This is a genomic window from Acidobacteriaceae bacterium (assembly GCA_028283655.1).
In the GTDB taxonomy this organism is placed as follows: domain Bacteria; phylum Acidobacteriota; class Terriglobia; order Terriglobales; family Acidobacteriaceae; genus Granulicella.
The window spans coordinates 1558242-1582265 of the sequence record JAPWKE010000003.1 but is presented as its reverse complement, the minus strand read 5'-3'; the positions used below and the strand labels follow the sequence as shown (position 1 = coordinate 1582265).

Here is a 24024-nt window from a genome sequence, read left to right as displayed (position 1 = left end):
CAGACGGGCATCCCACTTTTTTCTCCGTTAGGCACGTTTTCCAGTTTTTCGGTAGTAGTTTTAATCGTTTCAAAACATGAGTTTGGGAGAGGTTTCTGATGCGCGCTTCGATTCGATTTGCGGGTTCTGCACTCTTTGCGGTGACGGCCATGGCCGCCTCGGCACAGGACAAAGTCATCACACCGCATGACGTCGTCACCTTGAAAAAGGTCGGTGAAGTGCAGCTTTCGCCCAACGGCGCACAGATCGCCTACTCCGTCACCACCCCGCAACCCGCGACATTGCCTAAGATGGAGACCCTCTGGCTCACCAACGCCGGACAGGCCGGCACCGCACGCCAGCTAACCTCCGGCGATGGCGCAGATTCGCTCCCGCGCTGGTCGCCCGACGGAAAGACCATCGCCTTCCTCTCACGCCGCAAAAACCCCATCAAACTGCACGGCGAAAGCCCCATCCCCTTCAAGCTCGCGCGCGTCGAAACCCGCCCGGAGCTGAAGGAAGCAGAAGAGCAGGATGCGCCGAAGGATGCCAAGCAGGAGAACCAGCTTTGGATGCTCCCCATGGGCGGAGGAGAGGCTGTTCCTCTCACAAATCTGCCCGGCAACATCACCACCTTCAAGTGGTCGCCGGATGGAACGAAGATCGCCTTTGTGCGCACCGATACCGACGCGAAAGCCGAGCGCGAGCGCAAGGACAAGAAGGTTGACGACTATCGCGTGGACTTTGACTATCGTTTCGACCGCCTCTATGTCTATGACCTCGCGACACATACCGCGACGCTCGTAACCGAAGGCGATCGCAACCTCTGCGACTTCGACTGGTCGCCGGACGGCAAGCACTTCCTCACGCGCATCTCGCCCACCCCGCGTCTCGACGATTACTGGCGCGTCTCGAAGATCCAGATTCTCAGCAGCACGACCGGCCAGGTCGAGCAAACGCTCGCAGAGCATGCCATGTCGATGCCGATCCACTGGTCGCCAGACGGCGCTTACCTGAGCTACAGCAAGATGACCGAACGCTCGATCACCGGCGTTCCCATTCTTTACGACGTGGCCACGAAGAAGGAGCAGATCGTTGGCGCAAACCTCCCCATTACCTGGCAGCACGGGGAGTGGAGCGGCGACGGCAAGCATCTCTTCTTCAGCGGTGTCGCCCGTACAACGGGAGTTGTCGGCGAAGTCGATCTGAAGACAGGCGCGATCAAGGTCGTCTCGGAGCATGAGTCGACGCTGCGCGATTACGAAGTCTCCAAAGACGGCAAAACGCTGGTCATTTGCCACGGGAACCTCGGCCCATCCGGCAGAAGTGAACACGCTGGAGGCCGGTAAGTGGACGACGCTGACCGAGACGAATCCGCAGGTGCGCGAGTGGAAGCTCGGGCAGGTGAAGGAGATCTCCTGGAAGAGCAGCGTGGATGGCCGCACCATCTATGGTGTGCTCGTTCTCCCCGCAGGCTACGTCAAGGGCCATAAGTACAAGACGCTGGTGCAGTTCCACGGCGGTCCGGAGGGCGACTGGGAGTCCGGCTGGCTAAGCTCCTGGCATGACTGGGCCCAAATGATGGCCTCGCATGGCTTCGCTGTCCTGCTGCCGAACCCCCGCGGCTCCGATGGACAGGGAACCGCGTTCACGGAAGCAAACTTCCAGGACTGGGGAGGCGCCGACTTCAAGGACGAGATGGATGGCGCGGACTACGTCGTCGCGCAGGGCATCGCGGACAAGGACAAGATGGTTGCCGGTGGCTGGAGCTACGGCGGCTTCATGACGTCGTGGACGATCACGCACACGAATCGTTTCAAAGCGGCCATTATCGGCGCTGGCGTGACAGACCTGGTCTCCATGGCGACAACCACCGACATCGCCCCAAGTTTCCTCGACGGCTACTTCGGCCCCTTCGCGACACACCGCGAAATGTACCGCGATCACTCACCGGTGACGTATCTAAGCGACTGCGTGACTCCGGTTCTCGTAGTGCACGGCGATGCCGACACCCGGGTGCCCACGTTCCAGGGCGAGGAGTTCTACAACGGGCTTCGTTATATGGGCCGGGATGCGGAGATGATTCGCTTTCCGCGTGAACCGCATGTGTTTGCCGAACGCGACCATCAGGAAGCGCTGCTGACGCATGTATTGGATTGGTTTCAGTCGCACCTGAAGTAGAGGGTGCGCAGAGATGCAGGGCGGGGTCCGGTGCGGGACCCTTAGCCCTGCAGCACGTCGCGAAGCTTGCGAAGACCGCGATAGTAGTGATGACGTACGTTGGAAAGGTTTTGCCCAAGCTGCAGAGCTACGTCGGACATTTCGGCACCTTCCAGGAAGAGCATCTCAAGGGTGCGACGCTGATCTTCGGTGAGGTGCGAGATAGCCTGGCGAACAGCCTGTGCCGCTTCCGCTGGGAGCAGGGAACGACGCAGGGTGGACGGAGCTTCTGCCGCTTCCAGAGGGGAGCCGCTGTAGAAGCCTTTTCTTTGCAGGGACTGCTTGTGATTCAACGCGCGATGGTAGGCGTACTGCAGTAGCCAGGTGCGGAGTGTGCCGCGGGTGGCGTCGTAGAGCTTGATGGCGCGGTGTACGTCAAAGAAGACAATCTGGACGACATCGTCGGCTTCGCCTGCGTCACGGAGAATGCTGGCGGCGACACGTCGGACAGAGGCAGAGTGCCTGGCAAAGAGCAGCTCAAACGCCTGAGGGTCCCCGGTCTGCAGGTGCAATGCAAGGGACTCATCGGTGAGCATCTCCTTTCCGGGGTCGCACGGCGAGAGGCGCGGTTCCGCAGAACGTAGGCCAGATCGTGGAGTCTCGGCCGGGGCAGCAGTCAGTCGAATCAACGGGCACCTCGCAGGAAAGATGCAGGTGATGTTGTCCATGCGGTCGCTGTTTGCCGGAGAAATAAGCGCAGTTTCTGGCAGCGGCCGTTCTTTGTGCCAAGCAAGAAGCGCATAGTACCTCGAACAAATGCTGTTCACGACAACAGTTGAAGTTGCGAGTCGATGAGCGCGATGCATGCCCTGTACCCGCCGGATTCTCGTACGTACCGTAAAGAAGGCGAGGAAATGTTTCTGTGTTGTGATTTTTTATACCACATACGTTGTCGATGGTGGGATCTTTGACAACGATTGCTGTCGAAGGGGGCAGTGGGCCGATTAGCGGCCGGGGAGAAGGGGGTGGGGGAGGAGCCGATTTGAGCGGAAACAGGCGTAATCCATAGGAAATACGCGGGCGAGGTTTCCTCTGGACCTTGATGCGAAGTATAGTGTGGTATGGCCGATAATCAGTTCAACGACCTGCGCGCTCCCATGAGCGGCGCACAAGAACAGCTCTCTCCCACCATGACGCGTGCCGTGATTGGCTCGGCTAAGGCCATTACGGCCGGTGCGGGAAAGCTTTCGTCGTTTAAGACCTTGATTGATCCCATGTTCGATCACGATTCGTGCGGCGTGGGCTTTGTTGCGAGTGCTCTGTATAAGCCGAGCCGCAAAATTCTGGACGACGCCCTGACGGCGCTTTCGCGCCTGGCGCATCGCGGTGCGGTGGCGGCGGATGGCTCTTCGAGCGACGGTGTGGGCATTATGACCGGCGTGCCGCGCAAGCTGCTGCTGGAGTCTGCCGGTGTGACGCTGGAAGACGACCAGACGCTGGGTGTGGGCATGTTGTTCACGCCCGCGACCGCACGTAATGTGCAGTCGGTGGTGGAAAGCTGCCTGCGTTCGCAGGAGCTGGAAGTGTTGACGTGGCGCGAGGTTCCTACCAAGCCGGAGGTGCTGGGTGAGATCGCCCGCTCGACGATGCCGATGATTCAGCAGGTGCTGGTGAAGGACGCGTCCAAGCATGACATTGGTCCGATGGAGCGCCGCCTGTATCTTGCGCGCAAGCAGTTTGAGCGCGCCGTGGAGAACGGTGAAGTGGAAGGTTACTTCTGCTCGCTGAGCTCGACGACGCTGGTCTACAAGTCCATGTGTATGGGCAGCCTGCTGCCGCAGTTCTTCACGGACCTGCAGTCGCCGGAGTATGTGACGCCGTTTGCGATCTTCCATCAGCGTTACGCGACGAATACGCTGCCGGCTTGGCACCGTGCGCAGCCGGGCCGCAAGCTGGGGCACAACGGCGAGATCAACACCGTGTGGGGCAATCGCTCACGCATGGATGCTCGCGATTCGTCGCTGCCGGTAGAGTGCAAGCCGGTGCTGACGAAGGACGGTACGGACTCGACCTCGCTGGACGAGACGATTGAGTTGATCTCGCAGAACGGACGCACGATCGCAGAAGCGGTCCGTATGTTGTTGCCGCCTGCGATGGTGAAGCGCTTCCACCCGTTCCTGAAGTACCACCAGGACGTCGCCGAGCCGTGGGACGGACCGGCCGCGATTGCGTTCTCTGATGGCGTGGTGGTTGGTGCTGCGCTTGACCGCAATGGTCTGCGCCCCTGCCGTTACGCGATTACGAGCGATGGTCTGGTTGTTGCAGGATCGGAAGCGGGTCTCGTTGACCTCGATCCGGCGACGGTGATCGAGTCGGGCCGCCTTGGCCCCGGCGAGATGCTGGGCGTGGACATGGCCGAGCGCAAGATCTATCACAACGAAGAGATGCTGGATGAGTTCGACGTGCGCGCAACGTACGTCGAGCTGGCCGAAGACACTCCGCTAGAAGCGATTGCTGCGGGGGAAACGGCTGTTGGGGAAGAGCTGCAGCGTCTGCAGAAGGGCTTCGGATACACGAAGGAAGACGTGAACATGATCCTGAAGCCGATGGCTGCGACCGGTAAGGACGCAGTCTGGTCGATGGGAGATGACACGCCGCTGGCGTTCCTGGCGAAGTCGCCGCGTCCGCTGTATGCGTTCTTCCGCCAGCGTTTTGCGCAGGTGACGAACCCGGCCATCGATCCGCTGCGCGAGAGCGTGGTGGTGAGCCTGCACTCGCGTCTTGGACCTTGGGCGCACATGCTGGACAAGCATGCGACGTTGCCGGGCCTGACGATGGAGTCGCCGTTCCTTTCTCTGGGACAGATGGCGGCACTGCGTGCGGGGGAGTATCCGCACAAGGAAGATCTGCGACTCGAAGAGCTGAAGTGCACGTTTGCGCCGAACTTCTCGCTGGAGCAGGCGACCGACCAACTGGCACGCGAAGCGGTGGAACTGGTGCGCTCGGGTGTTCGCCTGCTGATTCTGACGGATCGTGGAGCGAACGCGCAGGCCCTGCCGGTGCCGATGGCGATGGCTACGGGTATTGTGCACGAAGCGCTGGTTCAGGCTGGTCTGCGCACGTTGTGCGGCATTGCGGTGGAAGCGGGCGATGCTCGCGACATTCATCACATGGCCGTGCTGTTGGGATATGGTGCGGGCGCGGTGTGCCCGTGGCTGGCGCTGGAGAGCGCGAAGGCGTTGGCTCCGGAAGATGTTAACGGCGAGAAGCTGATGCTGAAGTCGCTCGATGCGGGCATTGCGAAGGTGATGTCGAAGATGGGCATTTCGGTGGTGAACAGCTACCGTTGCGCGCATCTGTTCGACATCCTCGGCCTGCACCGCAGCGTGGTGGACCGTTGCTTCCCGGGAACCCCGGCACCGCTGTCGGGTGTGGGTTTTGCGGAGCTGGATCGCCGCCTGCGTTTGAGCTGGGAAGCTCCTGCGGTGGATGGCGCACCGGTGAGCGACCTGCCGGATTATGGCTGGGTACGCTTCCGTAAGTCGGATGTGAGCGAGCCCCACAAGTGGGCTCCGCTGAACGTGAAGTCGCTGCAGACGGTGATGGGCTCGACGCGTGCGGGTGTTCCGGCGGAAGATCCGTCGAGCGCGTTCCAGATCTTCTCGCGTGCGGTGGATACGACCGAGCCGTCGACGTTGCGGGAGTTGATGGAGATTCGTCCGGCAGGGCCGGAGCTGGCGCTGGACGAGGTGGAGAAGCCGGATACGCTTTGCCACCGCTTCATCGCGTCGGCGATGTCGCTGGGCTCGTTGAGCCCGGAGGCGCATCAGACGATTACGGCTGCGATGAACATGATCGGCGCACGCTCGAACACGGGCGAAGGCGGCGAAGATCCTGCTGTGTATCGTCCGGCTGGCATGGCTCCGCAGACGCCGAACGGCGATGGCGGTTCGGCTGTCGAAGCGAACGGTTCTGGCGGTGGAGCTGCTGTGGCTGAGTTGGTGCAGGCTCCGGCGGTGCACACGGGCGTGAGCCTGAACAACAAGATCAAGCAGATTGCTTCGGGTCGCTTTGGCGTTACGGCCGAGTATCTGGCTCATGCAGAAGAAATTGAGATCAAGGTGGCGCAGGGAGCCAAGCCCGGTGAGGGCGGACAGCTTCCGGGGCACAAGGTTTCGGGACTGATCGCGCGGTTGCGCCATGCGCAGCCTGGCGTTTCTCTCATCTCGCCGCCGCCGCATCATGACATCTACTCGATCGAAGATCTGGCCCAGTTGATCTATGACTTGAAGCGTGTAAACCCGAAGGCTGCGGTTGGCGTGAAGCTGGTGTCGTCGATGGGTGTGGGTACGGTTGCGGCTGGTGTCGCGAAGGCGTATGCGGACTTCATCGTGATTGCGGGCAACAACGGCGGCACGGGCGCTGCGGCTCTGTCGAGCATCAAGTACGCTGGCAATCCGTGGGAGCTTGGCCTGGCGGAAGCGCAGCAGCAACTGCGCGATAGCGGCATGCGCGGTCGTGTACGTCTGCGTGCTGATGGCGGTATGTCGACGGCGCGCGATGTTCTGGTCGCTGCGCTGCTGGGCGCGGACGAGTATGCGTTTGGCACGGCCGTGCTGGTCGCGCTGGGTTGCGATATGGCGCGTCAGTGTCACTTGAACACCTGCCCGACCGGTATTGCGACGCAGCGTCCTGATCTGCGGGCGAAGTTCCGTGGTAAGCCGGAGCATGTGGTGGTGCTCTTCCAGCAGATTGCTGCTGACCTGCAAAAGCTTCTCGCGAAGTTCGGTCTGCGTTCGTTGGAAGAGGCGGTTGGCCGCGTGGATCTGCTGGAACAGGTGCGGTTTGAGGGCAACCTCGATCTGACGCCGGTACTGGCACAGGTGGGTGAAGGCGCGACGCGCTGGATGGGCGGCTTCAACACGCGTCCCGGCGAGGATCATCCCCTCGACGAGCCGTGGACCGCTCCGGCGATCGCGGCAGCGAAGAAGGGCGAGCCCTTCTACGTGAAGGCTGAGATCAACAACGAGCATCGCTCGGTGGGTGCGCGCCTGGCGGGCGAAGCGGCTCTGTTGAAGGTGAAGGGCGAACTCGAGTCGATCGATGCGACCTTTGATCTGCATGGCACGGCGGGACAGTCGTTTGGCTCGTTCGCCGGTACGGGAACGAAGATCATCCTGACCGGACAGGCGAATGACTTTGTTGGTAAGGGCCTGAGCGGTGCGGACCTGATCATCCGCGCAGAAGGTCGCGCAGCAACCGAGTCTCACGAGCATGTTCTGCTGGGCAACGTGGCGCTTTACGGCGCGACGGCTGGTCGTATGTTCGCGGCAGGCCGCGTGGGTGAGCGCTTTGCGGTGCGTAACTCCGGCGTGACGGCGGTAGTGGAAGGCGCGGGCGACCATGCCTGCGAGTACATGACCGGTGGCACGGTGGTGATCCTCGGACGCATCGGCATTAACTTCGGCGCGGGTATGACGGGTGGCTCGGCGTGGGTGTGGGATATTGACGGCGATATTCTGCGTGATACGCGCTATCACACGGAGTTCCTTGAGGCTGTGACGTTTGAGGACGCAACCCCGGAGCAGCAGGCTGGCTTGAACTCGCTGGTGAAGCTGCACAAGGAACTCGCGCACAGCAAGCTGGCGGAGACGATGTTGGCGAAGTGGCCAGCGTTCGCTGCGCAGATGGTGTTGTTCGTACCGAAGCCGCAGGCGTAAAGGCAAGGACGTACGAGGAAGCTGGAAGTCGGAACGGCGCGGAGAGAGATGCTCTCCGCGCCGTTTTTCGTTTGTTCGTTTGAGCAAAAGTTTAGTGCTTGGTGTTAATGCTGAAGTTCTCAATTCTTGTGGCGAGGTCGGCTTTGGCGCTGTCCAGAGTGGATCGCTGCTGTTTGAGGGTAGTTTGAGTGGCGGTGATGTCGTCTTCGGTCTTGTTCAGGTCGCGGACAAAGCGCTCGCGGGAGCCTTTGTCGGCGTTGGCGAGGGCGGTGATGTTGGCGCGTTGGCGGTCTTCGTCGGAGCGGAGGCTGGTGAACTTGGCGTTGGTGATATCGACGGCGTTTTGAGCTTCGGCGACGTTCCGGCGGGCATCGAGGATCGGTTGCAGTGCGGCTTCGAGGGCGGGGTCGTGGTTCGTGGTGGTGAGGATGAACTGGAACAGGTTGTCGTTGGAGTTGGTGAGGTAGTAGGTGGCGTAGCTGGGGCGGTTGGCGCCGATGTGGAGGCGCTTGGTTTCCCCGGGAGCTAGTTCGGTGCGGAAGCGGTAGACGGTCGGGGTGGTTTCGACGGGTTTGGGATCGCTGTTGGAGGCGTCGAGGCTATCGAGCTTCCAGCCTTTGACGAAGGGCACCTCGGCAACGATGGTGCGGGTGGTGGGCGCGGCGTTGTGCAGGACGAGTGTGACCTCGTGCTGGTCGATGCGGTGGATGTTCAGTACGCCTCTCGAGCCGCGCAGGAAGGTGATGTGTTCGTTGGAGCGGTCGCCATCTGCGGTGGCGTGGACGGCCTGGTCGGCGGCGTAGGAGAGGAGGCGTTTTTCGTCCGGGTGGATGGGATCGAGGAGGCCTTCGCCGGAGAAGTTGCCGGATTCGATGATGGTGAAGGAGCCGCTGTCGAGGGTGAGGCCGGAGTTGTTGGTAAGCCAGAGGGCGCGAAGCGGCTGCGAGGTGTAGCCGTTGCGGTAGGCGAGGAGTGTGACGGATTCGACGGGGAGTTTGGTCTGGAGGATGGGGACGAGGGCGGACTCGTTCTTGCGAATGGTGATGGGTTCGGAAAGGTTGTAGGCGAAGAAGTCGTCGAAGCCTGCGGCTTTGGCGGTGGGTGTGGTGGAGGCGATGACGGAATCTTCGTAGGAGGATGGTGGAGGTGGTGGAGGTGGTGGAACCGCAATTTCTGCGGACATGGCGCTTACGGTCACGCTATCTGTCATGGCTCCAAAGCCTCCTGCCACTCCGCCGGGGACTCCGCCTGCCATGCCAGCGATGCCATTGCTGTTGTTGTTGCGCGTACGGAAGTTGGGTGGGAGCTTTGCTGGAGCGGCTAAGTTCTCCAGACCGCCGCCTGTAAAGCGATCGGCTTTGCCATTCGCTTCAATCGACGAGTCGAAGGTCTGCGGCGTGAGTTGGGCTTCCTGGGCGATGGGGATTTCGGGGCGGCGGGTGTAGATGGGTTGCGAGAGAGGCTGGATGAAGCTCTGTGGCGCGCCCGCGATGAGGGAGAGGTGGACGTTGATCCAGTCGGTGCCGGTGGTGTTGTCTACGACGGACCAGCCTTGCAGGGTGGCCGTGGGGTTGGTGCCGGTGACGAGGATGCGGTAGGTCGACTTCCAGACCGGAACCTCGGAGATGTAGCTGACGTGGAGTTCGCGCGAGCCGCTGCCGCTGTCGGTGAGGGTAAGGTGGCGCAGGCCCTGTGAGCGGTTGGAGTCGAGCAGTTGCAGGTAGCGGGTGACGTCGGTGTGGAGCGCGGTGTCGAGCAGGCGGACGCTGGTGGTGGCGGTGAGCTCGACGGTGCGGACGGTGCCTTCGTCGGAGGCTACGGTGAGGAAGTATTTGTCGGCGGTCTTCGTGTCTTCGCCTTTGATCTCGGTGGAGCGGGCTTCGACGGAGAGCAGGCGTCCGGTGATGCTGGCTCCGCCGGACGATACGGCCACACGGGCGCCACGAATCGCCGCGTAGAAGTCGGCGGCGGTGGGGTTCTCGTTGAGGTTGAGGGAGAGCGTTTTGAGCTGTTGCTCGAGCGGTGTGGTGGAGTTGTAGCCCGCTCCAGAGATGCGTCCGCCGTTGAGGTCGATGGCGGTGAGCGACTGCAGGACGTCGTTGAGCTGCGAGCTGGTGAAGGGGATGGTGACGGCGGCGTTGCCGGTGACGTGGCCTGAGAGTTCGAAGTAGCCGACGCCGTTTTTATAAAGCGAGACGTGGGTGACCGGGAGGGATGTCTCGGAGGCTGGTTTTGGGCGCTGAGCATGAAGGCTGAGAGGGAGAAGAAGGAACGGCGCGGTGAGCAGGTAGAGCGGGCGCGGCATGGTGGGTGTCCTCGGTGAGGCGGATAGGTGTGACAGTGGCTTAGACACCGCGCCTCTGAAAATGGGGCACGGCGGGTCAATATTTTCTGCTGAGAGTGTGACCGGCGAAGAGGCAAAAGTGTTCGCAGAGTTTTGTGGCTGGTCCCGTGAAGATGCACTTGGGGGAGCGAGACTGTATTCTGCTGATGCGATGTCTTTGATTGCGATATATCCCGGAACGTTTGATCCGTTGACGAATGGGCACCTGGACCTGATTGCGCGAGGAGCGCGGTTGGCCGATGAACTGGTCGTGGCCATTCTGCGCAACTCGGAGAAGGGCGCGCCGCTGTTCAGCGTGCCGGAGCGCGAAGAGATGACGCGCGAGGCGGTGCGTGAGTTTGGTAACGTTCGTGTGGCGACGTTCGATGGGCTGATGGTGGAGTTTGCCCGGTCGATTCAGGCGCGCGCCGTGATTCGCGGTATTCGCGCGGTCTCCGATTACGAGTACGAGTTTCAGATGGCGATGATGAATCGCAAGCTGGCGCCGGAGCTGGAGACGCTCTTTATGATGCCCGCAGAGAAGTACACGTATGTGAGCTCGCGGATGATCAAAGGCGTGGTGGAGCTAGGCGGAGATATCTCAGAACTGGTGCCGCCGGTGGTGCTGGAGCGGTTGCGCCGAAAGGTTCCGGAGCGTTTGGATGCATAACTCCCCCGTGGGGACGATGAGCCTGGAGGAGCAGTTCGGGCAGATCGATATTTACGTTTTTGACCAGATTCTGCGCGGTAATATTGCGCCGCCGATGACGGTGTTGGACGCTGGCTGCGGCTACGGTCGGAACCTGGTTTACCTGCTGCGCGAAGGCTGCAAGGTGCTGGCGTTGGATGCGAATCCAGCGGGCGTGGAGCATGTTCGGGCGCTGGCGGGGTTGCTGGCTCCGGAGCTTCCGGCAGAGAACTTCCGCGTGGGTGCGATTGAGTCGATGCCGTTTGAAGACGGCGTGGCCGACGTGGTGCTGTGTAACTCGGTGCTGCACTTTGCGCGGGACGAAGAGCACTTTCTGGCGATGGTGGAGGAGCTTTGGCGGTGCGTAAAGCCGGGCGGTGTCCTGTTCTGCCGGTTGGGTTCGCGCATTGGCATGGAGTTTGAACGGCTGCATGGGCAGATCTTCCGGATCAACGATGGCAGTGAGTGGTTTCTGGTGGATGAAGCCGCTTTGATGTCGATGACCGAGCAGATGAATGCGCTGATGGTGGACCCGCTGAAAACGACCGTCGTGCAGGACCACCGGTGCATGACGACGTGGGTGTTACGAAAGCGTCGATAAACGCTCCAAAGGATGTACGCGGTGGGGTAGTTTCACACGGCGGAATCTGCGAAACTGTTTGCATGAGTTCAGCTACAGCTGCATCACGCAAAGTTCTTACCGACCGCATCAACCGTATTGAAGTATCGGCCACGATGGCCATTACTGCCGAAGCGCTGAAGATGAAGGCTGCAGGGATTGACCTCGCCGACTTCGGTGCCGGTGAGCCGCACTTCTCGACCCCGCAGCACATCAAAGACGCAGCCATTGAAGCGATTCATTCGAACTTCACGCGTTACACGGCTGTAGCCGGTATCCCGCAGGTGCGTAAGGCGATCGTCGATCGTCATGCGGAGGACTTTGGCACGAATTACACGCCGGAAGAGTGCGTGTTTTCGGCAGGCGGCAAGCTGGCAATCTTCAACGCCGCAGAAGTTCTGATCGACCACGGCGATGAGGTCATCATCCCGACGCCGTTCTGGGTGAGCTACAAGGACATCGTTGAGTTCGTCGGCGGCAAGTGCGTCTTCGTCGAGACGAGCGAAGCGGAGAACTTCCGCGTGACGAAGGAGATGATCGAAGCCGCGATCACGCCGAAGACGAAGGCGATCATTCTCAACTTTCCGTCGAACCCCTCGGGCGCGATTCTGCCGAAGGAAGACCTGTTCGCGATCATTCAGCTTTGCCATGAGCGCGGCATCTATGCGCTGCTCGACGAGTGCTACGTGTACCTCGCGTTCGATGGCGACATCTACTCGGGCGCTTCGCTGACCGAGTGCAAGGAGCACATCATCGTGCTCGGCTCGCTCTCGAAGACCTATGCGATGACGGGCTGGCGTGCTGGCTTTGCGCTGGGACCGAAGCAGATCATCTCGGCGATGAGCAAGCTGCAGTCACAGTCGACGTCAAACACGTCGAGCATCGTGCAGCGTGCGTCGATCGCAGCTCTGTCGTCGTCGCAGGAGTGCGTTGCGGAGATGCGTGCGGATTACATCAAGCTTCGCGACCGCGTGCTGGAAGGCTTCAAGACGATTCCTGGCCTGACGTGCACGGTGCCGCAGGGTGCGTTCTACGTCTATCCGAACATCAAGAACTTCATCGGCAAGGGTGGCATTACGAGCGCAAGCGACCTCGCCGCGAAGCTGCTGACGGAAGCGCACATCGTGTGCGTTCCTGCTGAGCCGTTCGGCACGAAGGAGCACATTCGCCTGTCGTATGCGGTGTCGGCTGATGTGATCGACAAGGGCATCGAGCGCCTGCGTACCTTCCTCGGCAACCTGAAGTAGTTCGCGCGGGAGCGCATGGCGACGATGGCAAGCAACGATGCTGTGAAGTTTGCACCGGTCATTCTGGCAGGCGGTAGCGGGACGCGGTTCTGGCCGCGCTCGCGCCGCGCCCGCGCCAAGCAGGTGCTGGCGCTTGAAGGCACTCGTACGATGATTCAGCAGACGCTGGCTCGGTTGAAGCCGGTCGCGTCCGCTGCGGATACGTGGGTGATCACGAATGGCTGGCTTCGCGATGTGATCGTGGAGCAGTTGCCGGAAGTCACTGGCGAGCACGTTATCAGCGAGCCTTGTGCGCGAAACACTGCGCCTGCGTGTGCGCTGGCTGCGTTCCTGCTGGAGAAGGCAGCGCCGGAGACGGTGCTGGGCATCTTCCCCAGCGACCACGTGGTGGCGAACACGAAGCGCTTTGCCGAGGTTCTTGCGAAGGGCATCGAGCTTGCTGCTGCAGGCGAAAACATCGTGGTGCTCGGTGTTCCGCCGACTCGTGCTGAGACGGGATACGGCTACATCGAGCAGGGCGCGGTGTACGAGCGTGATGAGCAGGCGAAGGGCTTTGCGCCGATCGTTGTGCATCGCGTGAAGCGCTTCCGTGAAAAGCCGGACGCTCACACCGCCGAGAAGTTTCTGGCGGCAGGGAACTTCGTTTGGAACGGTGGCATCTTCCTGTGGAGCGCGAAGACTCTGTGTGCTGCCGTTCGCGAGCACATTCCTGATCTCGCCGAGCCGCTGGAGAAGATTGCGGCTGCGTACGGCACGCCGGAGTTCGACGCAGTGTTTGCGCGGGAGTACCCGAACTGCGAGAACATCTCGGTGGATTACGCGATCCTCGAACGCCGTTCGACCAAGGGCGAGAAGCGTTCGGACATCTACTGCCTGCCGGCAGACTTCGGATGGAATGATCTTGGCTCGTGGGCTTCCTTGTATGAACACCGCGTTGAGCACGAGGGCGACAACGTGCTCGATGGTGAGACGACGGGCGTATTTGCGATCCAGTCGAGCGGCAACTATGTGTATGCGCCGGGTAAGACGGTTGCGTTGCTGGGTGTCGATGACCTGGTCGTGGTGGAGACGGAAGACGCTCTGCTGATCACGACGCGCGCGCGTTCGCAGGATGTCAGTAAGATTGTGCGGGCTGTGCACGAAGGCGGCCGAGAAGATTTGATTTAGTACGTGATCCGAAACGAGAGATCAGAGACGAGAGATCAGAATGATCTTTCGTCTTGATCGTTTGAGAGAGAGTGCGATGAGCGAAACGACGGTGGTGAAGTTCGGTACTGACGGCTGGCGCGGCATTATTGCCGACGACTTTACGTATGAGAACGTGCGCGTAGCTGCGCGGGCGATTGCGCACTATGTGATCGAGCAGGAAGACGCAAAGGCTGGTGTTTGCATCGGCTATGACACGCGCTTCGGTTCGAAGTCCTTTGCCAAGGTGGTGGCCGAAGTGCTGGCGACGGCAGGCATTCCTGTGGCGCTCGGCAACAAGGTGACGCCGACGCCGGAGCTGTCGTTTGCGGTGCGTGGGCGCAAGGCTGCTGGCGGCGTGATGATTACGTCGAGCCACAACCCGGCCGAGTGGAACGGTGTGAAGTACAAGGCGAGCTACGGTGGATCGGGTTCGCCCGGAATCATCAAGTCGATCGAAAGCTACCTGCTGAAGCCGTTGCCGGAAGCGGCGGAGAAGGCGCCAATCGAAGAGGTCGACTTCTCGCCGGAGTACATCGCGGCTCTGGAGGCGTTTGTCGATCTCAAGGCGATCAAGGCTTCGGGCTACCGCTTCCTGATCGACACGATGTATGGCGCGGGCAAGGGCTACCTTGCGGGCATCTTTACGCGCGCAGGCATTCCGTTTGTGGAGTTCCGCTCGGAGTGGAATCCGGCGTTCCCGGGCATCAACCCGGAGCCGATTCTTCCGCACATTGCACCGACGCAGAAGGCCGTTGTCGAAGCCAAGTGTGATGCTGGTCTGATCACGGACGGCGATGCTGATCGCATCGGCGCGGTGGACGAGAACGGCAACGTTGTTGATGCCCATAAGGTCTACGCAGTAATTCTCGAGTGGCTGTTGAAGCGCAAGGGATGGCCGGGCGATGTGACGCGTGCGTTCAACACGACGAAGATGCTGGACCGCATCTCGGCGAAGTACGGTCGCAAGCTGCACGAGCACGGTATCGGCTTCAAGTTTGTCTGCGATCTGATGCTCGAACAGGACATTCTGATCGGCGGCGAAGAGTCCGGCGGCATCGGCATCTCGAAGCACCTGCCGGAGCGCGATGGTCTGCTGAACAGCCTGCTGATTGCGAACGTGATGGCGGATGAGAAGAAGACGCTTGGCGAGCTTGTGGCGGCGCTGCAGGAAGAGTACGGCGAGCACCAGTATGGTCGTGTCGACATGCACATTACTAACGACGTCAAGGAGTCGGCGATTGCACGCGCGAAGGCTGGTGTGAGCGAGGTTGCAGGGCTGAAGGTTCTGAAGACTGAGACGCTCGACGGCATCAAGTTTTACCTGGAGAACCCGGCCTGTGCAGGCAAGCCCAACGCTGCGGAGACGTGGCTACTGCTGCGCGCCAGCGGCACGGAGCCGTTGCTGCGCGTGTACTGCGAGAGCTGTTCGCAGGAGAGCGTGAAGATGGTCCTGGATGCAGCACAGAAGTTTGTGCTCGAAGGCGGGAAGTAAGTGGCGGCATTCGAAGCAGCAGCGCTCTTGTTTGATATGGACGGCGTGCTGCTGTCTTCGATTGCCAGCGCCGAACGCTGCTGGAAGCGTTGGGCGCAGATGTACAACGTACCGGGCTGGGAGACGTTTCAGATTCCGCACGGTGTGCGGGCAATTGACATCGTGAAGCAGTCAGCTCCGTGGATCGATCCGCAGGAAGGTTTGCGCGTGATCGAAGACCTGGAGATTGCTGACGTCGCAGATGTGCATGTTCTGCCTGGGGCCGCAGCTCTGCTGGCCAGCCTGCCTGCGGGGCGTTGGACGATCGTGACTTCAGCGAGTGGACGGTTGATGGAGGCTCGCGTGAAGGCTGCGGGGTTACCGTTGCCGGAGCGCTACATCACGGCCGATGACGTGACCAAAGGCAAGCCTGATCCTGAGCCCTATCGCAAGGGAGCGGAGCTGCTGGGCTTTGATCCGGCGCAGTGTGTCGTGATGGAAGATGCTCCAAGCGGCATGAAGGCAGGACACGCTGCGGGGGCTCGCGTACTCGGCGTGGTTACGTCGCACACGATTGAGCAGGTGCGCGAGGCGCGAGCGGACTGGGTGGTTCAATCGCTTGCGGATGTGCAGCTGATTGAGACGGTCGGGCCGCTGCTGGAGTTTGAAGCGAAGACTGTTTAGCAGGCTATGCCTGGGGAGCCTGGAGCAACGCGGCTACGCGTTCCAGGTCGGCTTCCGTATCGACGCCGATGGTGTCGTGCTCCGTCTCTGTAACGTAGAGTGCGAGACCGTTTTCAAGCAGGCGAAGCTGCTCGAGGCGTTCGATCTGTTCGAGCGGTGAGGGTGGGAGCTCGGCGAAGCGGCGCAAGGCTGCGGCTCGATAGGCGTACAGACCGAGATGCTTGAAGTAGGTTACGTTGCCGGCGGCGTCGCGGTCGTAGGGGATGGTGGCTCGGGAGAAGTAGAGTGCGCGGCCATCGTTGGCGGTGACTACTTTGACGGCGTTCGGGTTGCCGATATTTTCGGACGTGCAGCGGACTTTCAGCGTCGTGACGTCGACGTGTGGCTGAGCAAACGGGGCAAGCAGCGCGGCGATGTGGCCGACGCGCAGCAGGGGTTCGTCGCCCTGGACGTTGACGTAGATGTCGGCGGGAATCTGCTGGGCGACAGCGTGCAGGCGGTCGGTGCCGGAGGGAAGCTCTGGCGAGGTGAGCTGGTAGGGCCAGTTGCGTTCGGCGCAGAGGTTCGCCACCTCCTGCGAGTCGCAGGCGATCACGACGTCAGAGAACTGCGGGCAGCGTTTCGCCGCGGCGTAGACCCACGCAAGCAGCGGTTCACCTGCGAGGGGGAGCAGAACCTTCCGAGGCAGGCGCGTGGAGGCGAGGCGCGCAGGGATGACGCCGAGGACGTTCAGGCTGGCGGTCATTGAGGTTTGAGGTCCGTGCGCTTGTTACGGCGGTACTGCTGAATGGCGGCGGCGATGACCGCGACGAGCACCAATCCCAGAATGCCGGCGACGATATAGAGGCCGGTCAAATAGGGCTGCAGGCGGCAGCCAAGGCTGTCGGAGGCAATTTTGCAGGGCTGGTCAAAGAAGGTGGCCAGGGCGAGCAGCGGACGAGTTAGAAAGGCTCGGTGCAAACGCGTGGCTTTTAGAAAAGAGTGTTTTTTAAAGAAAGTGGTGGCGGTGACTGGAATCGAACCAGTGACCTACGGGTTATGAGTCCGTCGCTCTAACCATCTGAGCTACACCGCCGGGTGATGCCGAGCTTCCAGCGGTAAATCCGCGAACCTGCGACTTGTCTATTCTAGGCGAGAGGGCTGTGGGTTGCAAGGTGGATCGCCGATGCTTCTGTGGGGAAATCGATCACAGGGACATAATGAAGCGCGGGAAAGAGATGGCGAAGGCTGTGGGGGTATCCTATTCGTGCGTGGTGCGTCTAAACTGCGTTGACTGGTAGTTTTACCGGTGTGTTTCTGTTTGTGACTGGAGCGAGTTCTTCGTCTATGCCTAAGAGCGCAAAGCTGGGTTTGCTGGCGGTATCGGTAGTGGTGTTGCTTGGCCTGTTTCTGGGCGTGAACTTCCATGGTGTCCATGCGGCGAGCGATGGCCCGCAGGACGGTGCGTATCGCCAGATCAACGTCTACAGGGAAGTGCTGCAGCACGTGCAGAACGACTACGTGGAAGATCCGAACATCACCAAGGTGACGCACGGTGCGCTGCGTGGTTTGTTGGAGTCGCTGGATGCAGATTCGAGCTATTTGAATCCCGATGATTACAAGGCGTGGAAAGATGCCAAGCAGGGTAAGGGACAGATTGGCGTTGTTATGTCCAAGCGCTTTGGCTATGCGACGGTCGTCAGTGTTGTTCCGGGTTCGCCCGCAGACAAGGCAAATTTGAACGATGGTGACATTCTCGAAGCTATCAACGGCAAGGACACGCGCGACATCTCGCTGGCGATGATCCAGCTGATGATGGTGGGTGCGCCTGGTTCGGAGTTGAAGCTTGGTGTGTTGCGTCCGCGTTCGGCAAAGCCTGAGCCGATCACGGTGAATCGCGTCGTTATCGTGGAACCGGCCCCATCGGAGACCGCATACGAGAACGGCTCGATCGTGTATCTGAAGCCGGTTGTTCTGGATAAGGATCATGTTTCGGCGATCGAAGGCAAGCTGAAGGCTGCTTCTAAGCAGCCGGGTAAGAAGATTCTGCTCGACCTGCGTGATGTCGCCACGGGTGACATGAGCGAAGGCGTGCGACTGGCGAACTTCTTTGTTGCTTCGGGAACGCTGGCGACCCTAGAGGGTCAGAAGGTTGCCAAGCAGACATTTACGGCAGAGGCTTCGAAGGCTGTGAACACGAAGTCGCCGCTGGTTGTTCTGGTAAACCGTGGCACGGCTGGAGCAGCTGAACTGGCTGCTGCGGCGATTGCCGATAGCAAGCGCGGTGAACTCGTTGGCGAGCGTACCTTTGGTGAAGGTGTGCAGTCGAAAACATTCGATATGCCTGATGGCGGAGCGTTGATTCTCTCCATCGCCAAGTATGCCGCTCCGGACGGGAAGAAGTTCGAAGATGCAGGCGTAACGCCTGCTACGTTGGTTTCCAACGATCTGTCGGATGATTCGGTGGATGACGATGCTGCTCCTGCGAAGGACGCTGCGACCAAGACCGCTGTGAAGAAGAAGGCACCGCTGGTCGATGCCCAGTTGAACAAGGGACTCGAAATGCTGAAGGCGAAGACGGCTGCAGCGTAGTTTCTTCGCGATACCTGAAAAAGCGGCGGCTTCGGCCCGCCGCTTTTTCGTTTTCAGAGGAGCCGGGGAAGGACGGAGCATACTGAGTCCTGTTGATCCGATGGAAGGCTTGCCGCGAGCGCGCGGTCGGGGTGAGCAAGTTGGCAGGTGCGTGGTAAGGTGGAGCTTGCCGTGAGCCTCTTGAATCAGGAATCGACGAAGCGGACCCAGTCTGCGGCCGATGGTCGCGTGCGCGAAACCTTCTGGCGCGCGATGGGCAAATTTCCGTTTCGTGAGCCGGAGTTTCGCTCGCGCAAGATTGCGGCGAAGGCGGCGTTTTGGCTGCTGATCGGCGCTTCTGCCATTTTTGGCGTGATGGTCGGGCTGATGATGACGTACTCGATCAACCTGCCGCAGATGGCGGACCTTGAACGATACCGGCCCAGCACGACGACAGAGCTACTCGACATTCATGGCAAGGTGATTGGCTCCTTCGCACTCGAGCGCCGCATTGTTGTGCCGTACTCTGATTTCCCTCCGGTACTGCGCGACGCGATTCTGTCGATTGAAGATAAGAACTTCATGACGAATGGCGGCGTGAATCTGATTCGCGTGATCGGAGCGGCGTGGAAGGATCTGCACTCGAAGAAGCGTTCGCAGGGCGCGTCGACGCTGACGATGCAACTGGCGCGCAATCTGTTTCTCTCGAGCGAAAAGACGTACGGTCGCAAGCTGCAGGAGATTTTCCTGACGCTACAGATCGAGCGCCACTTCACCAAGCAGCAGATCTTTGCGCTCTACGCGAACCAGATTTACCTTGGCCGTGGAACGTACGGGTTTGAAGCAGGCGCAGAGTATTACTTCTCCAAGCACGCTCGCGACCTGACGCTGCCGGAAGCAGCAACGCTGGCGGGGTTGCCCAAGGGCCCGGAGGAATTCTCCCCGGTGCGGCACCCAGAGCGCGCGTTGCGCCGCCGAAACCTGGTACTGAGCGAGATGCTCGAAGACCACAAGATCACGCTCGGGCAGTACACCGAGGCGAAGAACGCTCCGCTGGGGCTGAAACTTGAGACGCCTGCGAACTCTGAGGCTCCGTACTTTGTCGAAGAGGTGCGGCGTCAACTGGAGCACGAGTACGGTGTCGAAGAGGTGCACGGCGCGGGGCTCCGGGTATACACAACGCTCGATCTCGACATGCAGCGTGCGGCCCAGAAGGCGTTGCTGGATGACTTGGCCACGTATGAGCGTCGTCGTGGCTGGAAGGGGCGCCTGCAGAACGTATTGAACGGCACGCAGACGCTCGAAGAGTACAAGCATCCTGATTGGGCGCAGCCTGTGGTGGAGGGTGCGTACTTCCACGCGCTAGTTACAGAGGTGACGCCGACCAGGATGACAGTGCGCATCGGTGCGGTGGAGTCCACGATGGACGCGACGCAGTGGATCTGGACGCAGAAGACGAAGGCGACTGACCTGGCCAAGCCCGGCGACATTGTTTATGTGAAGATTGCGGCAAAGGTGGCAGGGGAGACTCCGAAGCTGCTGCTGGAGCAGGACTCTGGCGCGCAGGGTGCGATCATGGCGGTGAACAACGCCAACGGCGAAGTGCTGGCGATGGTGGGTGGACGTGACTTTGCTCTTAGCCAGTTCAACCGTGCGACACAGGCACAGCGGCAGGTCGGATCGTCGTTCAAGCCATATGACTACGTTGCGGCGTTTGAGGCGGGCATGAAGCCGTCAGACATCGTGATGGATTCGCCTGCGAGCTTCTACACGCCGAACGGGCCGTATACGCCGCACAACTACGAGGCCGACTGGAAGGGACCGATGACGCTGACGGATGCGTTTGCGGAGTCGCGCAATATCCCGGCTCTGCGGTTGGCGGATAAGGTCGGCATCAAGAAGGTGATCGAAGTGGCGCGGAACTTTGGCGTGACCAGCCCTCTGCCGAACTTCCTGCCGGTGGCTATCGGAGCGGCTGGCATTACGTTGAGCGAGCAGGTCGCGAGCTACAGTGTCTTCCCGAACGACGGCATTCGCATCGCTCCGCATTACATTCGCCGCGTGGCACAGGCTGATGGCCTGCCGCTGGAACAGAAGACGCCTGAGGTGAAGGAAGTCATCACGCTCGACATCGCGCGCAAGATGATGGTGCTGCTGGAGGCCGTGGTGAATCACGGCACGGCGACGCAGGCGTTGCAGCTCCACCATGCTTTGGGTGGCAAGACGGGTACGACGAACAGCTTCACCGACGCATGGTTCCTGGGCTTTTCGCCGTCGGTGACGTGCGGTGTCTGGGTGGGGTATGACAACCCTTCGCAGCCGCTCGGTGACAAGGAAACCGGCGCAAAGGCCGCCTTGCCAGCGTGGATGGACTTCATGAAGGTGGCGACGGAGAAGGTTCCGAACGAGCAGTTCGCCCGCTACGACGCGCCGAAGAAGCAGCTGGATGTGCCAGTGGCACCGGCTGGCGAGCAGCCTATTGTGGCGAAGAAGCCTGCGAAGTCTGACGACGATGACTCCGACGATGACGACGATTCTCCCCCTGCCCCGGTGATTCGGATGCAGCCGGAGCCTGCTCCTGTGGGAGGTAGTGAAGGCGCAGTCTCTGCTGCGAAGCCCGTTGCTCCGGCAAGTAAGCCGGTAGTCAAGCCTCCCGTCGTGGCTGGGCCGCCGAAGGCTGGAGCGTCTAAGCCTTAATGCACGATTTGCCTGAGTAAGAGAAACCTCGACATAACGGTCGTTAGAAACGCAAAGCTCCACGAAGAAGTTCGTGGAGCTTTTTATCTTTCGTCAACAGAAAGGCCAGCTAACGGTTGGACTTATCGAGTGCGTGGCAAAGACCGAAGAAGCGTTGCGCGCGGGCGACGTCGCGGCCAATCTGTTGCTTCAGCAGGTCGGGGGACTCAAAGCGTTGTTCGGCGCGAAGTCGCTTGAGGAAGGTCAGCTCCAGCGGTGTTTGCTCGGTTAGTTCCAACGGCTCGAAGTGGAAGAGGTAGGACTCGACTGCGAAGGAGTCCGCGCCAAAGGTCGGACGGTTCCCCGCGTTCGTAACGCCGCGGAAGAGGCGAGCATCGGGGCCTTCGCCGATACGCAGCGTTGTAATGTAGACGCCGTTTGCGGGCAGAAGATCAGCGTAGGGCGCGATGTTGATCGTGGGCACAGCGTACTTCGTCCCGTAGCCACGGCCGGAGGCTGGCGTCGAGCGTACGGAGAAGCTGCGCCCGAGCAGCGCGCGTGCCTCGGAAAGTTCACCCCTGGCGACCAGCGAGCGGATGCGGCTGGAGGAGACGGCGTCGCCGCGCAGCACGAACGGTTGCCAGGCGCGGACAGAGAACGCAAAGTCATGGCCAAGCTGCGCAAGCGACCGGATGTCGGCCTCGGCATGGTGGCCGAAGCGGAAGGTCTCCCCTTCGTGGACTTCGATGGCGTTGAGGCCGTTGCGGAGGACGTTCTCCGCGAAGCTGCGCGCGGAGGTGTGGCGCAGGTCTTCGGTGAAGGGCAGCAGCAGAACGGCGTCGAGCCCGGTAGCCGCGAGGAGGCGGAGCTTCTCGTCCACGGGCGTAAGCAGGCGAAGGCGCGGCTCGGGGCGCAGGACGTGCGAAGGATGCGGATCGAAGGTGACGGCGATAGCAAGCGCGTTGAGTTGCCGGGCACGCGTGCGTACGTTGCGAATCACCATCTGGTGGCCGAGGTGCACGCCGTCGAAGTTGCCGATGGTGACAACCGAGCGCGTGCCTGCAGGCAGCGCGTTGGTGAGTTCGTCGATGGAGCGAAAAATCTTCATTGCTATGGGATGGGGCTGATGTCGAAGTCCAGCTTGAGGCTGTCGTGTGCGAGCTGAATGTGGGGCGGTAGCTCGGCGTTGATGGCGTTGTGATCGAGGTCGTGAGAGATGTGCGTGAAGAAGGCTCGTTTGGGCTTGAGTTGCTCGACGAGTGCGACCGACTTCGCGAGGTGTGAGTGCGACGGGTGCGGCTCGCGGCGCAGAGCGTCAAGGATCAGGATGTCCAGGCCCTGCAGCAGCGGAAGGGCGTCTTCTGGAATGTCGCTCATGTCCGTCAGGTAGGCGGCGGAGCCGAATCGATAACCGGTGATCGTGTTTCGCCCATGCGTGACGGGGATACGCACGAACTCCGTACCGAGCAGAGGAATGCGTGCGCCTGGTGTGGATGGAATACGGTTCATCTCAACGCGTGCCGAAGTCGGGTAGCGGTCGACCTTGCGGAAGGTGTACTCGAAGACACGCTCGATGACCGGCGCGGTGAGGTTGTCGGCGAAGAGCGGCAGGCCGCCGGGCTTGCCGAAGGAAAGCGGGCGGAGGTCATCCATGCCGAGGATGTGGTCGGCGTGACCGTGGGTGTAGAGCACGGCGTCGACGCTCGAAAGATGCTCGCGCACAGCCTGCACGTGGAAGTCCGGGCCGGTATCGATGAGGACGTTGTGCGCGTTGAAGCTGAGCAGAATCGAAGGCCGGGTACGACGGTTCGGTGAGCCCGGAAGATAGGCGTCCTGACAGACGGCGCACGGGCAGCCCAGCGTGGGAACTCCCATGCTGGTACCGGTGCCGAAGAAAGTCAGGGTGGCTTGCATCTGCTTCCTCTAGGGTAGCGGAGTATGGGCTGTTCGTGGCCCTGTGGAGAAAGCCTTGCGGAACAAAGCTAAGGGCTAAATTCAACGGCGTGCCACGAAGGCACGCCGTTGAATTTGCTGTTCTGCTTAGCGGATGAGCGTGGGCCCACCCGGGGGTGGAGGCATGGAGCCCGGTGCGCCACCGGGGCCACGCTGGGCGGCCTGCTGAGAGAGCGCCTGTGTGACTTCGAGGAACGCCATGCGCAGCTCAAAGAGCGCGGAGGTGAGCAGCTTGGTCTCGCTCTCGTTGAGGTTGCCGTCTGCCTTTTCGCTGATGAGGCCCAGCATGTCGATCGTCGAGCGTGCACCCATGAGGTCGACACGCGGTGGCTGGCCGCTGGGGTCCTGAATGCCGCCAAGTTGCATGAGCGCCTGCATGTAGAGCGACTGAATGAAGCGCTCGAAGTTCATCGCGGGCATGTGCTGGCCGCCGGGATCCATCGCGCGCACAGCGGTATCGAGCCGGTCGAGCGTGGCGTTGTACGCACGCGTCACCTGCTCAAACTGCTCGGCTGGGATCTCGGGATAAGCCTGCTGCTCGGCCTCTTCGCTGGCTGCTGCGGGAGCTTCCGCGGCTACGGTCTCTTCCGGGGCCGTAGCTTCGGTGACGAGCTGCGGACCGCGCGAGGCCTCGGCTTCGGCAGCTACAGGAGCACTGGGCTCAGGCGTGGGCTCGGCAGGGGAGCGCTCCACGTCGGGGCGGATGTCGCCTTCGGCGGTGAACTTGCGGCGGTCGTTGATGACGAAGGGCTTGTCGGCCATGATG

18 protein-coding genes and 1 tRNA gene are annotated in these 24024 nt (G+C 61.0%); 11 read left to right on the top strand and 8 right to left on the bottom strand.

Translation table 11 applies throughout. The features are described from left to right. The first annotated feature begins 98 nt into the window (after positions 1–98). The gene (locus PW792_09545) at positions 99–1328 is read left to right on the top strand and encodes a hypothetical protein (protein MDE1162171.1); all 1230 of its coding nucleotides are present in this window, start codon (positions 99–101) and stop codon (positions 1326–1328) included. Further along, positions 1219–2160: a S9 family peptidase gene (locus PW792_09540; GenBank protein MDE1162170.1), complete on the top strand. Its 942-nt coding sequence runs from the start codon at positions 1219–1221 to the stop codon at positions 2158–2160. Before PW792_09545 ends, PW792_09540 begins: the two co-directional genes overlap by 110 nt. Positions 2161–2201: 41 nt before the next feature. On the opposite strand, the gene PW792_09535 is transcribed toward PW792_09540, so the two are convergent. Beyond that, positions 2202–2735 carry a sigma-70 family RNA polymerase sigma factor gene (locus PW792_09535; protein MDE1162169.1) on the bottom strand — a complete coding sequence of 178 codons (534 nt, stop codon included), beginning with the start codon at positions 2733–2735 and terminating at the stop codon, positions 2202–2204. 678 nt (positions 2736–3413) lie between these two features. Here PW792_09535 and PW792_09530 point away from each other — a divergent pair. Then, positions 3414–7859, top strand: coding sequence for a glutamate synthase-related protein (locus PW792_09530; GenBank protein ID MDE1162168.1), 4446 nt, complete (start codon positions 3414–3416; stop codon positions 7857–7859). 91 nt (positions 7860–7950) lie between these two features. Here PW792_09530 and PW792_09525 read toward each other — a convergent pair whose 3' ends face one another. Next, the gene (locus PW792_09525) at positions 7951–10164 is read right to left on the bottom strand and encodes a DUF4139 domain-containing protein (GenBank protein MDE1162167.1); all 2214 of its coding nucleotides are present in this window, start codon (positions 10162–10164) and stop codon (positions 7951–7953) included. Between the two features lie 190 nt (positions 10165–10354). Between PW792_09525 and coaD the strand changes: the two genes are divergently transcribed. From coaD to PW792_09495, 6 genes are all read left to right on the top strand, one after another. Then, a complete protein-coding gene (gene coaD, locus PW792_09520) occupies positions 10355–10852 on the top strand; it encodes a pantetheine-phosphate adenylyltransferase (GenBank protein MDE1162166.1) in 498 nt (165 codons plus the stop codon). Then, on the top strand, positions 10845–11471 hold the full coding sequence (locus PW792_09515) for a class I SAM-dependent methyltransferase (protein ID MDE1162165.1): 627 nt from the start codon (positions 10845–10847) through the stop codon (positions 11469–11471). Before coaD ends, PW792_09515 begins: the two co-directional genes overlap by 8 nt. Positions 11472–11533: 62 nt before the next feature. Further along, on the top strand, positions 11534–12736 hold the full coding sequence (locus PW792_09510) for a pyridoxal phosphate-dependent aminotransferase (protein ID MDE1162164.1): 1203 nt from the start codon (positions 11534–11536) through the stop codon (positions 12734–12736). Between the two features lie 24 nt (positions 12737–12760). Continuing rightward, the gene (locus PW792_09505; protein ID MDE1162163.1) at positions 12761–13903 is read left to right on the top strand and encodes a mannose-1-phosphate guanylyltransferase; all 1143 of its coding nucleotides are present in this window, start codon (positions 12761–12763) and stop codon (positions 13901–13903) included. Between the two features lie 76 nt (positions 13904–13979). After that, positions 13980–15416, top strand: a complete 1437-nt coding sequence (locus PW792_09500) for a phosphoglucomutase/phosphomannomutase family protein (GenBank protein ID MDE1162162.1) — start codon at positions 13980–13982, stop codon at positions 15414–15416. Then, entirely contained in the window at positions 15417–16079 is a 663-nt protein-coding gene (locus PW792_09495; protein MDE1162161.1) for an HAD-IA family hydrolase, read from the top strand. Between the two features lie 4 nt (positions 16080–16083). On the opposite strand, the gene kdsB is transcribed toward PW792_09495, so the two are convergent. The 3 genes from kdsB to PW792_09480 all read right to left on the bottom strand — a co-directional run bounded on the left by kdsB (position 16084) and on the right by PW792_09480 (position 17154). Then, positions 16084–16824 (bottom strand): 3-deoxy-manno-octulosonate cytidylyltransferase, encoded by a 741-nt coding sequence (gene kdsB / locus PW792_09490; protein ID MDE1162160.1) that lies wholly within the window; start codon positions 16822–16824, stop codon positions 16084–16086. Next, positions 16821–17039, bottom strand: a complete 219-nt coding sequence (locus PW792_09485) for a hypothetical protein (GenBank protein MDE1162159.1) — start codon at positions 17037–17039, stop codon at positions 16821–16823. The genes kdsB and PW792_09485 overlap by 4 nt, the downstream gene beginning before the upstream one ends. A gap of 38 nt (positions 17040–17077) precedes the next feature. Next, a tRNA-Met gene (locus PW792_09480) sits at positions 17078–17154 on the bottom strand. Positions 17155–17405: 251 nt separating this feature from the next. Here PW792_09480 and PW792_09475 point away from each other — a divergent pair. Then, positions 17406–18650 carry a S41 family peptidase gene (locus PW792_09475; GenBank protein ID MDE1162158.1) on the top strand — a complete coding sequence of 415 codons (1245 nt, stop codon included), beginning with the start codon at positions 17406–17408 and terminating at the stop codon, positions 18648–18650. A 252-nt stretch (positions 18651–18902) separates the two neighbouring features. Then, a complete protein-coding gene (locus PW792_09470) occupies positions 18903–21326 on the top strand; it encodes a PBP1A family penicillin-binding protein (protein ID MDE1162157.1) in 2424 nt (807 codons plus the stop codon). A gap of 109 nt (positions 21327–21435) precedes the next feature. Here the strand turns inward: PW792_09470 and ribF are convergent, their stop codons facing one another. The 3 genes from ribF to PW792_09455 all read right to left on the bottom strand — a co-directional run bounded on the left by ribF (position 21436) and on the right by PW792_09455 (position 24020). Next, the gene (gene ribF, locus PW792_09465) at positions 21436–22413 is read right to left on the bottom strand and encodes a riboflavin biosynthesis protein RibF (protein ID MDE1162156.1); all 978 of its coding nucleotides are present in this window, start codon (positions 22411–22413) and stop codon (positions 21436–21438) included. Positions 22414–22415: 2 nt separating this feature from the next. Then, the gene (locus tag PW792_09460) at positions 22416–23219 is read right to left on the bottom strand and encodes an MBL fold metallo-hydrolase (protein MDE1162155.1); all 804 of its coding nucleotides are present in this window, start codon (positions 23217–23219) and stop codon (positions 22416–22418) included. 126 nt (positions 23220–23345) lie between these two features. Next, the gene (locus PW792_09455; protein ID MDE1162154.1) at positions 23346–24020 is read right to left on the bottom strand and encodes a DUF1844 domain-containing protein; all 675 of its coding nucleotides are present in this window, start codon (positions 24018–24020) and stop codon (positions 23346–23348) included. Positions 24021–24024 lie beyond the last annotated feature (4 nt).

What these genes read in the sequence shown, in the direction of transcription:
- PW792_09545 (MDE1162171.1), top strand. Translation starts at nt 99, where the DNA reads ATGCGCGCTTCGATTCGATTTGCGGGTTCTGCACTCTTTGCGGTGACG.
- PW792_09530 (MDE1162168.1), top strand. Translation starts at nt 3,414, where the DNA reads ATGTTCGATCACGATTCGTGCGGCGTGGGCTTTGTTGCGAGTGCTCTG.
- PW792_09460 (MDE1162155.1), bottom strand. Translation starts at nt 23,219, where the DNA reads ATGCAAGCCACCCTGACTTTCTTCGGCACCGGTACCAGCATGGGAGTT.
- PW792_09500 (MDE1162162.1), top strand. Translation starts at nt 13,980, where the DNA reads ATGAGCGAAACGACGGTGGTGAAGTTCGGTACTGACGGCTGGCGCGGC.
- ribF (MDE1162156.1), bottom strand. Translation starts at nt 22,413, where the DNA reads ATGAAGATTTTTCGCTCCATCGACGAACTCACCAACGCGCTGCCTGCA.
- PW792_09455 (MDE1162154.1), bottom strand. Translation starts at nt 24,020, where the DNA reads ATGGCCGACAAGCCCTTCGTCATCAACGACCGCCGCAAGTTCACCGCC.
- PW792_09475 (MDE1162158.1), top strand. Translation starts at nt 17,406, where the DNA reads ATGCCTAAGAGCGCAAAGCTGGGTTTGCTGGCGGTATCGGTAGTGGTG.
- PW792_09535 (MDE1162169.1), bottom strand. Translation starts at nt 2,735, where the DNA reads ATGCTCACCGATGAGTCCCTTGCATTGCACCTGCAGACCGGGGACCCT.
- PW792_09510 (MDE1162164.1), top strand. Translation starts at nt 11,534, where the DNA reads ATGAGTTCAGCTACAGCTGCATCACGCAAAGTTCTTACCGACCGCATC.
- PW792_09525 (MDE1162167.1), bottom strand. Translation starts at nt 10,164, where the DNA reads ATGCCGCGCCCGCTCTACCTGCTCACCGCGCCGTTCCTTCTTCTCCCT.
- coaD (MDE1162166.1), top strand. Translation starts at nt 10,355, where the DNA reads ATGTCTTTGATTGCGATATATCCCGGAACGTTTGATCCGTTGACGAAT.
- PW792_09540 (MDE1162170.1), top strand. Translation starts at nt 1,219, where the DNA reads ATGAGTCGACGCTGCGCGATTACGAAGTCTCCAAAGACGGCAAAACGC.
- PW792_09515 (MDE1162165.1), top strand. Translation starts at nt 10,845, where the DNA reads ATGCATAACTCCCCCGTGGGGACGATGAGCCTGGAGGAGCAGTTCGGG.
- PW792_09470 (MDE1162157.1), top strand. Translation starts at nt 18,903, where the DNA reads ATGGGCAAATTTCCGTTTCGTGAGCCGGAGTTTCGCTCGCGCAAGATT.
- PW792_09505 (MDE1162163.1), top strand. Translation starts at nt 12,761, where the DNA reads ATGGCAAGCAACGATGCTGTGAAGTTTGCACCGGTCATTCTGGCAGGC.
- kdsB (MDE1162160.1), bottom strand. Translation starts at nt 16,824, where the DNA reads ATGACCGCCAGCCTGAACGTCCTCGGCGTCATCCCTGCGCGCCTCGCC.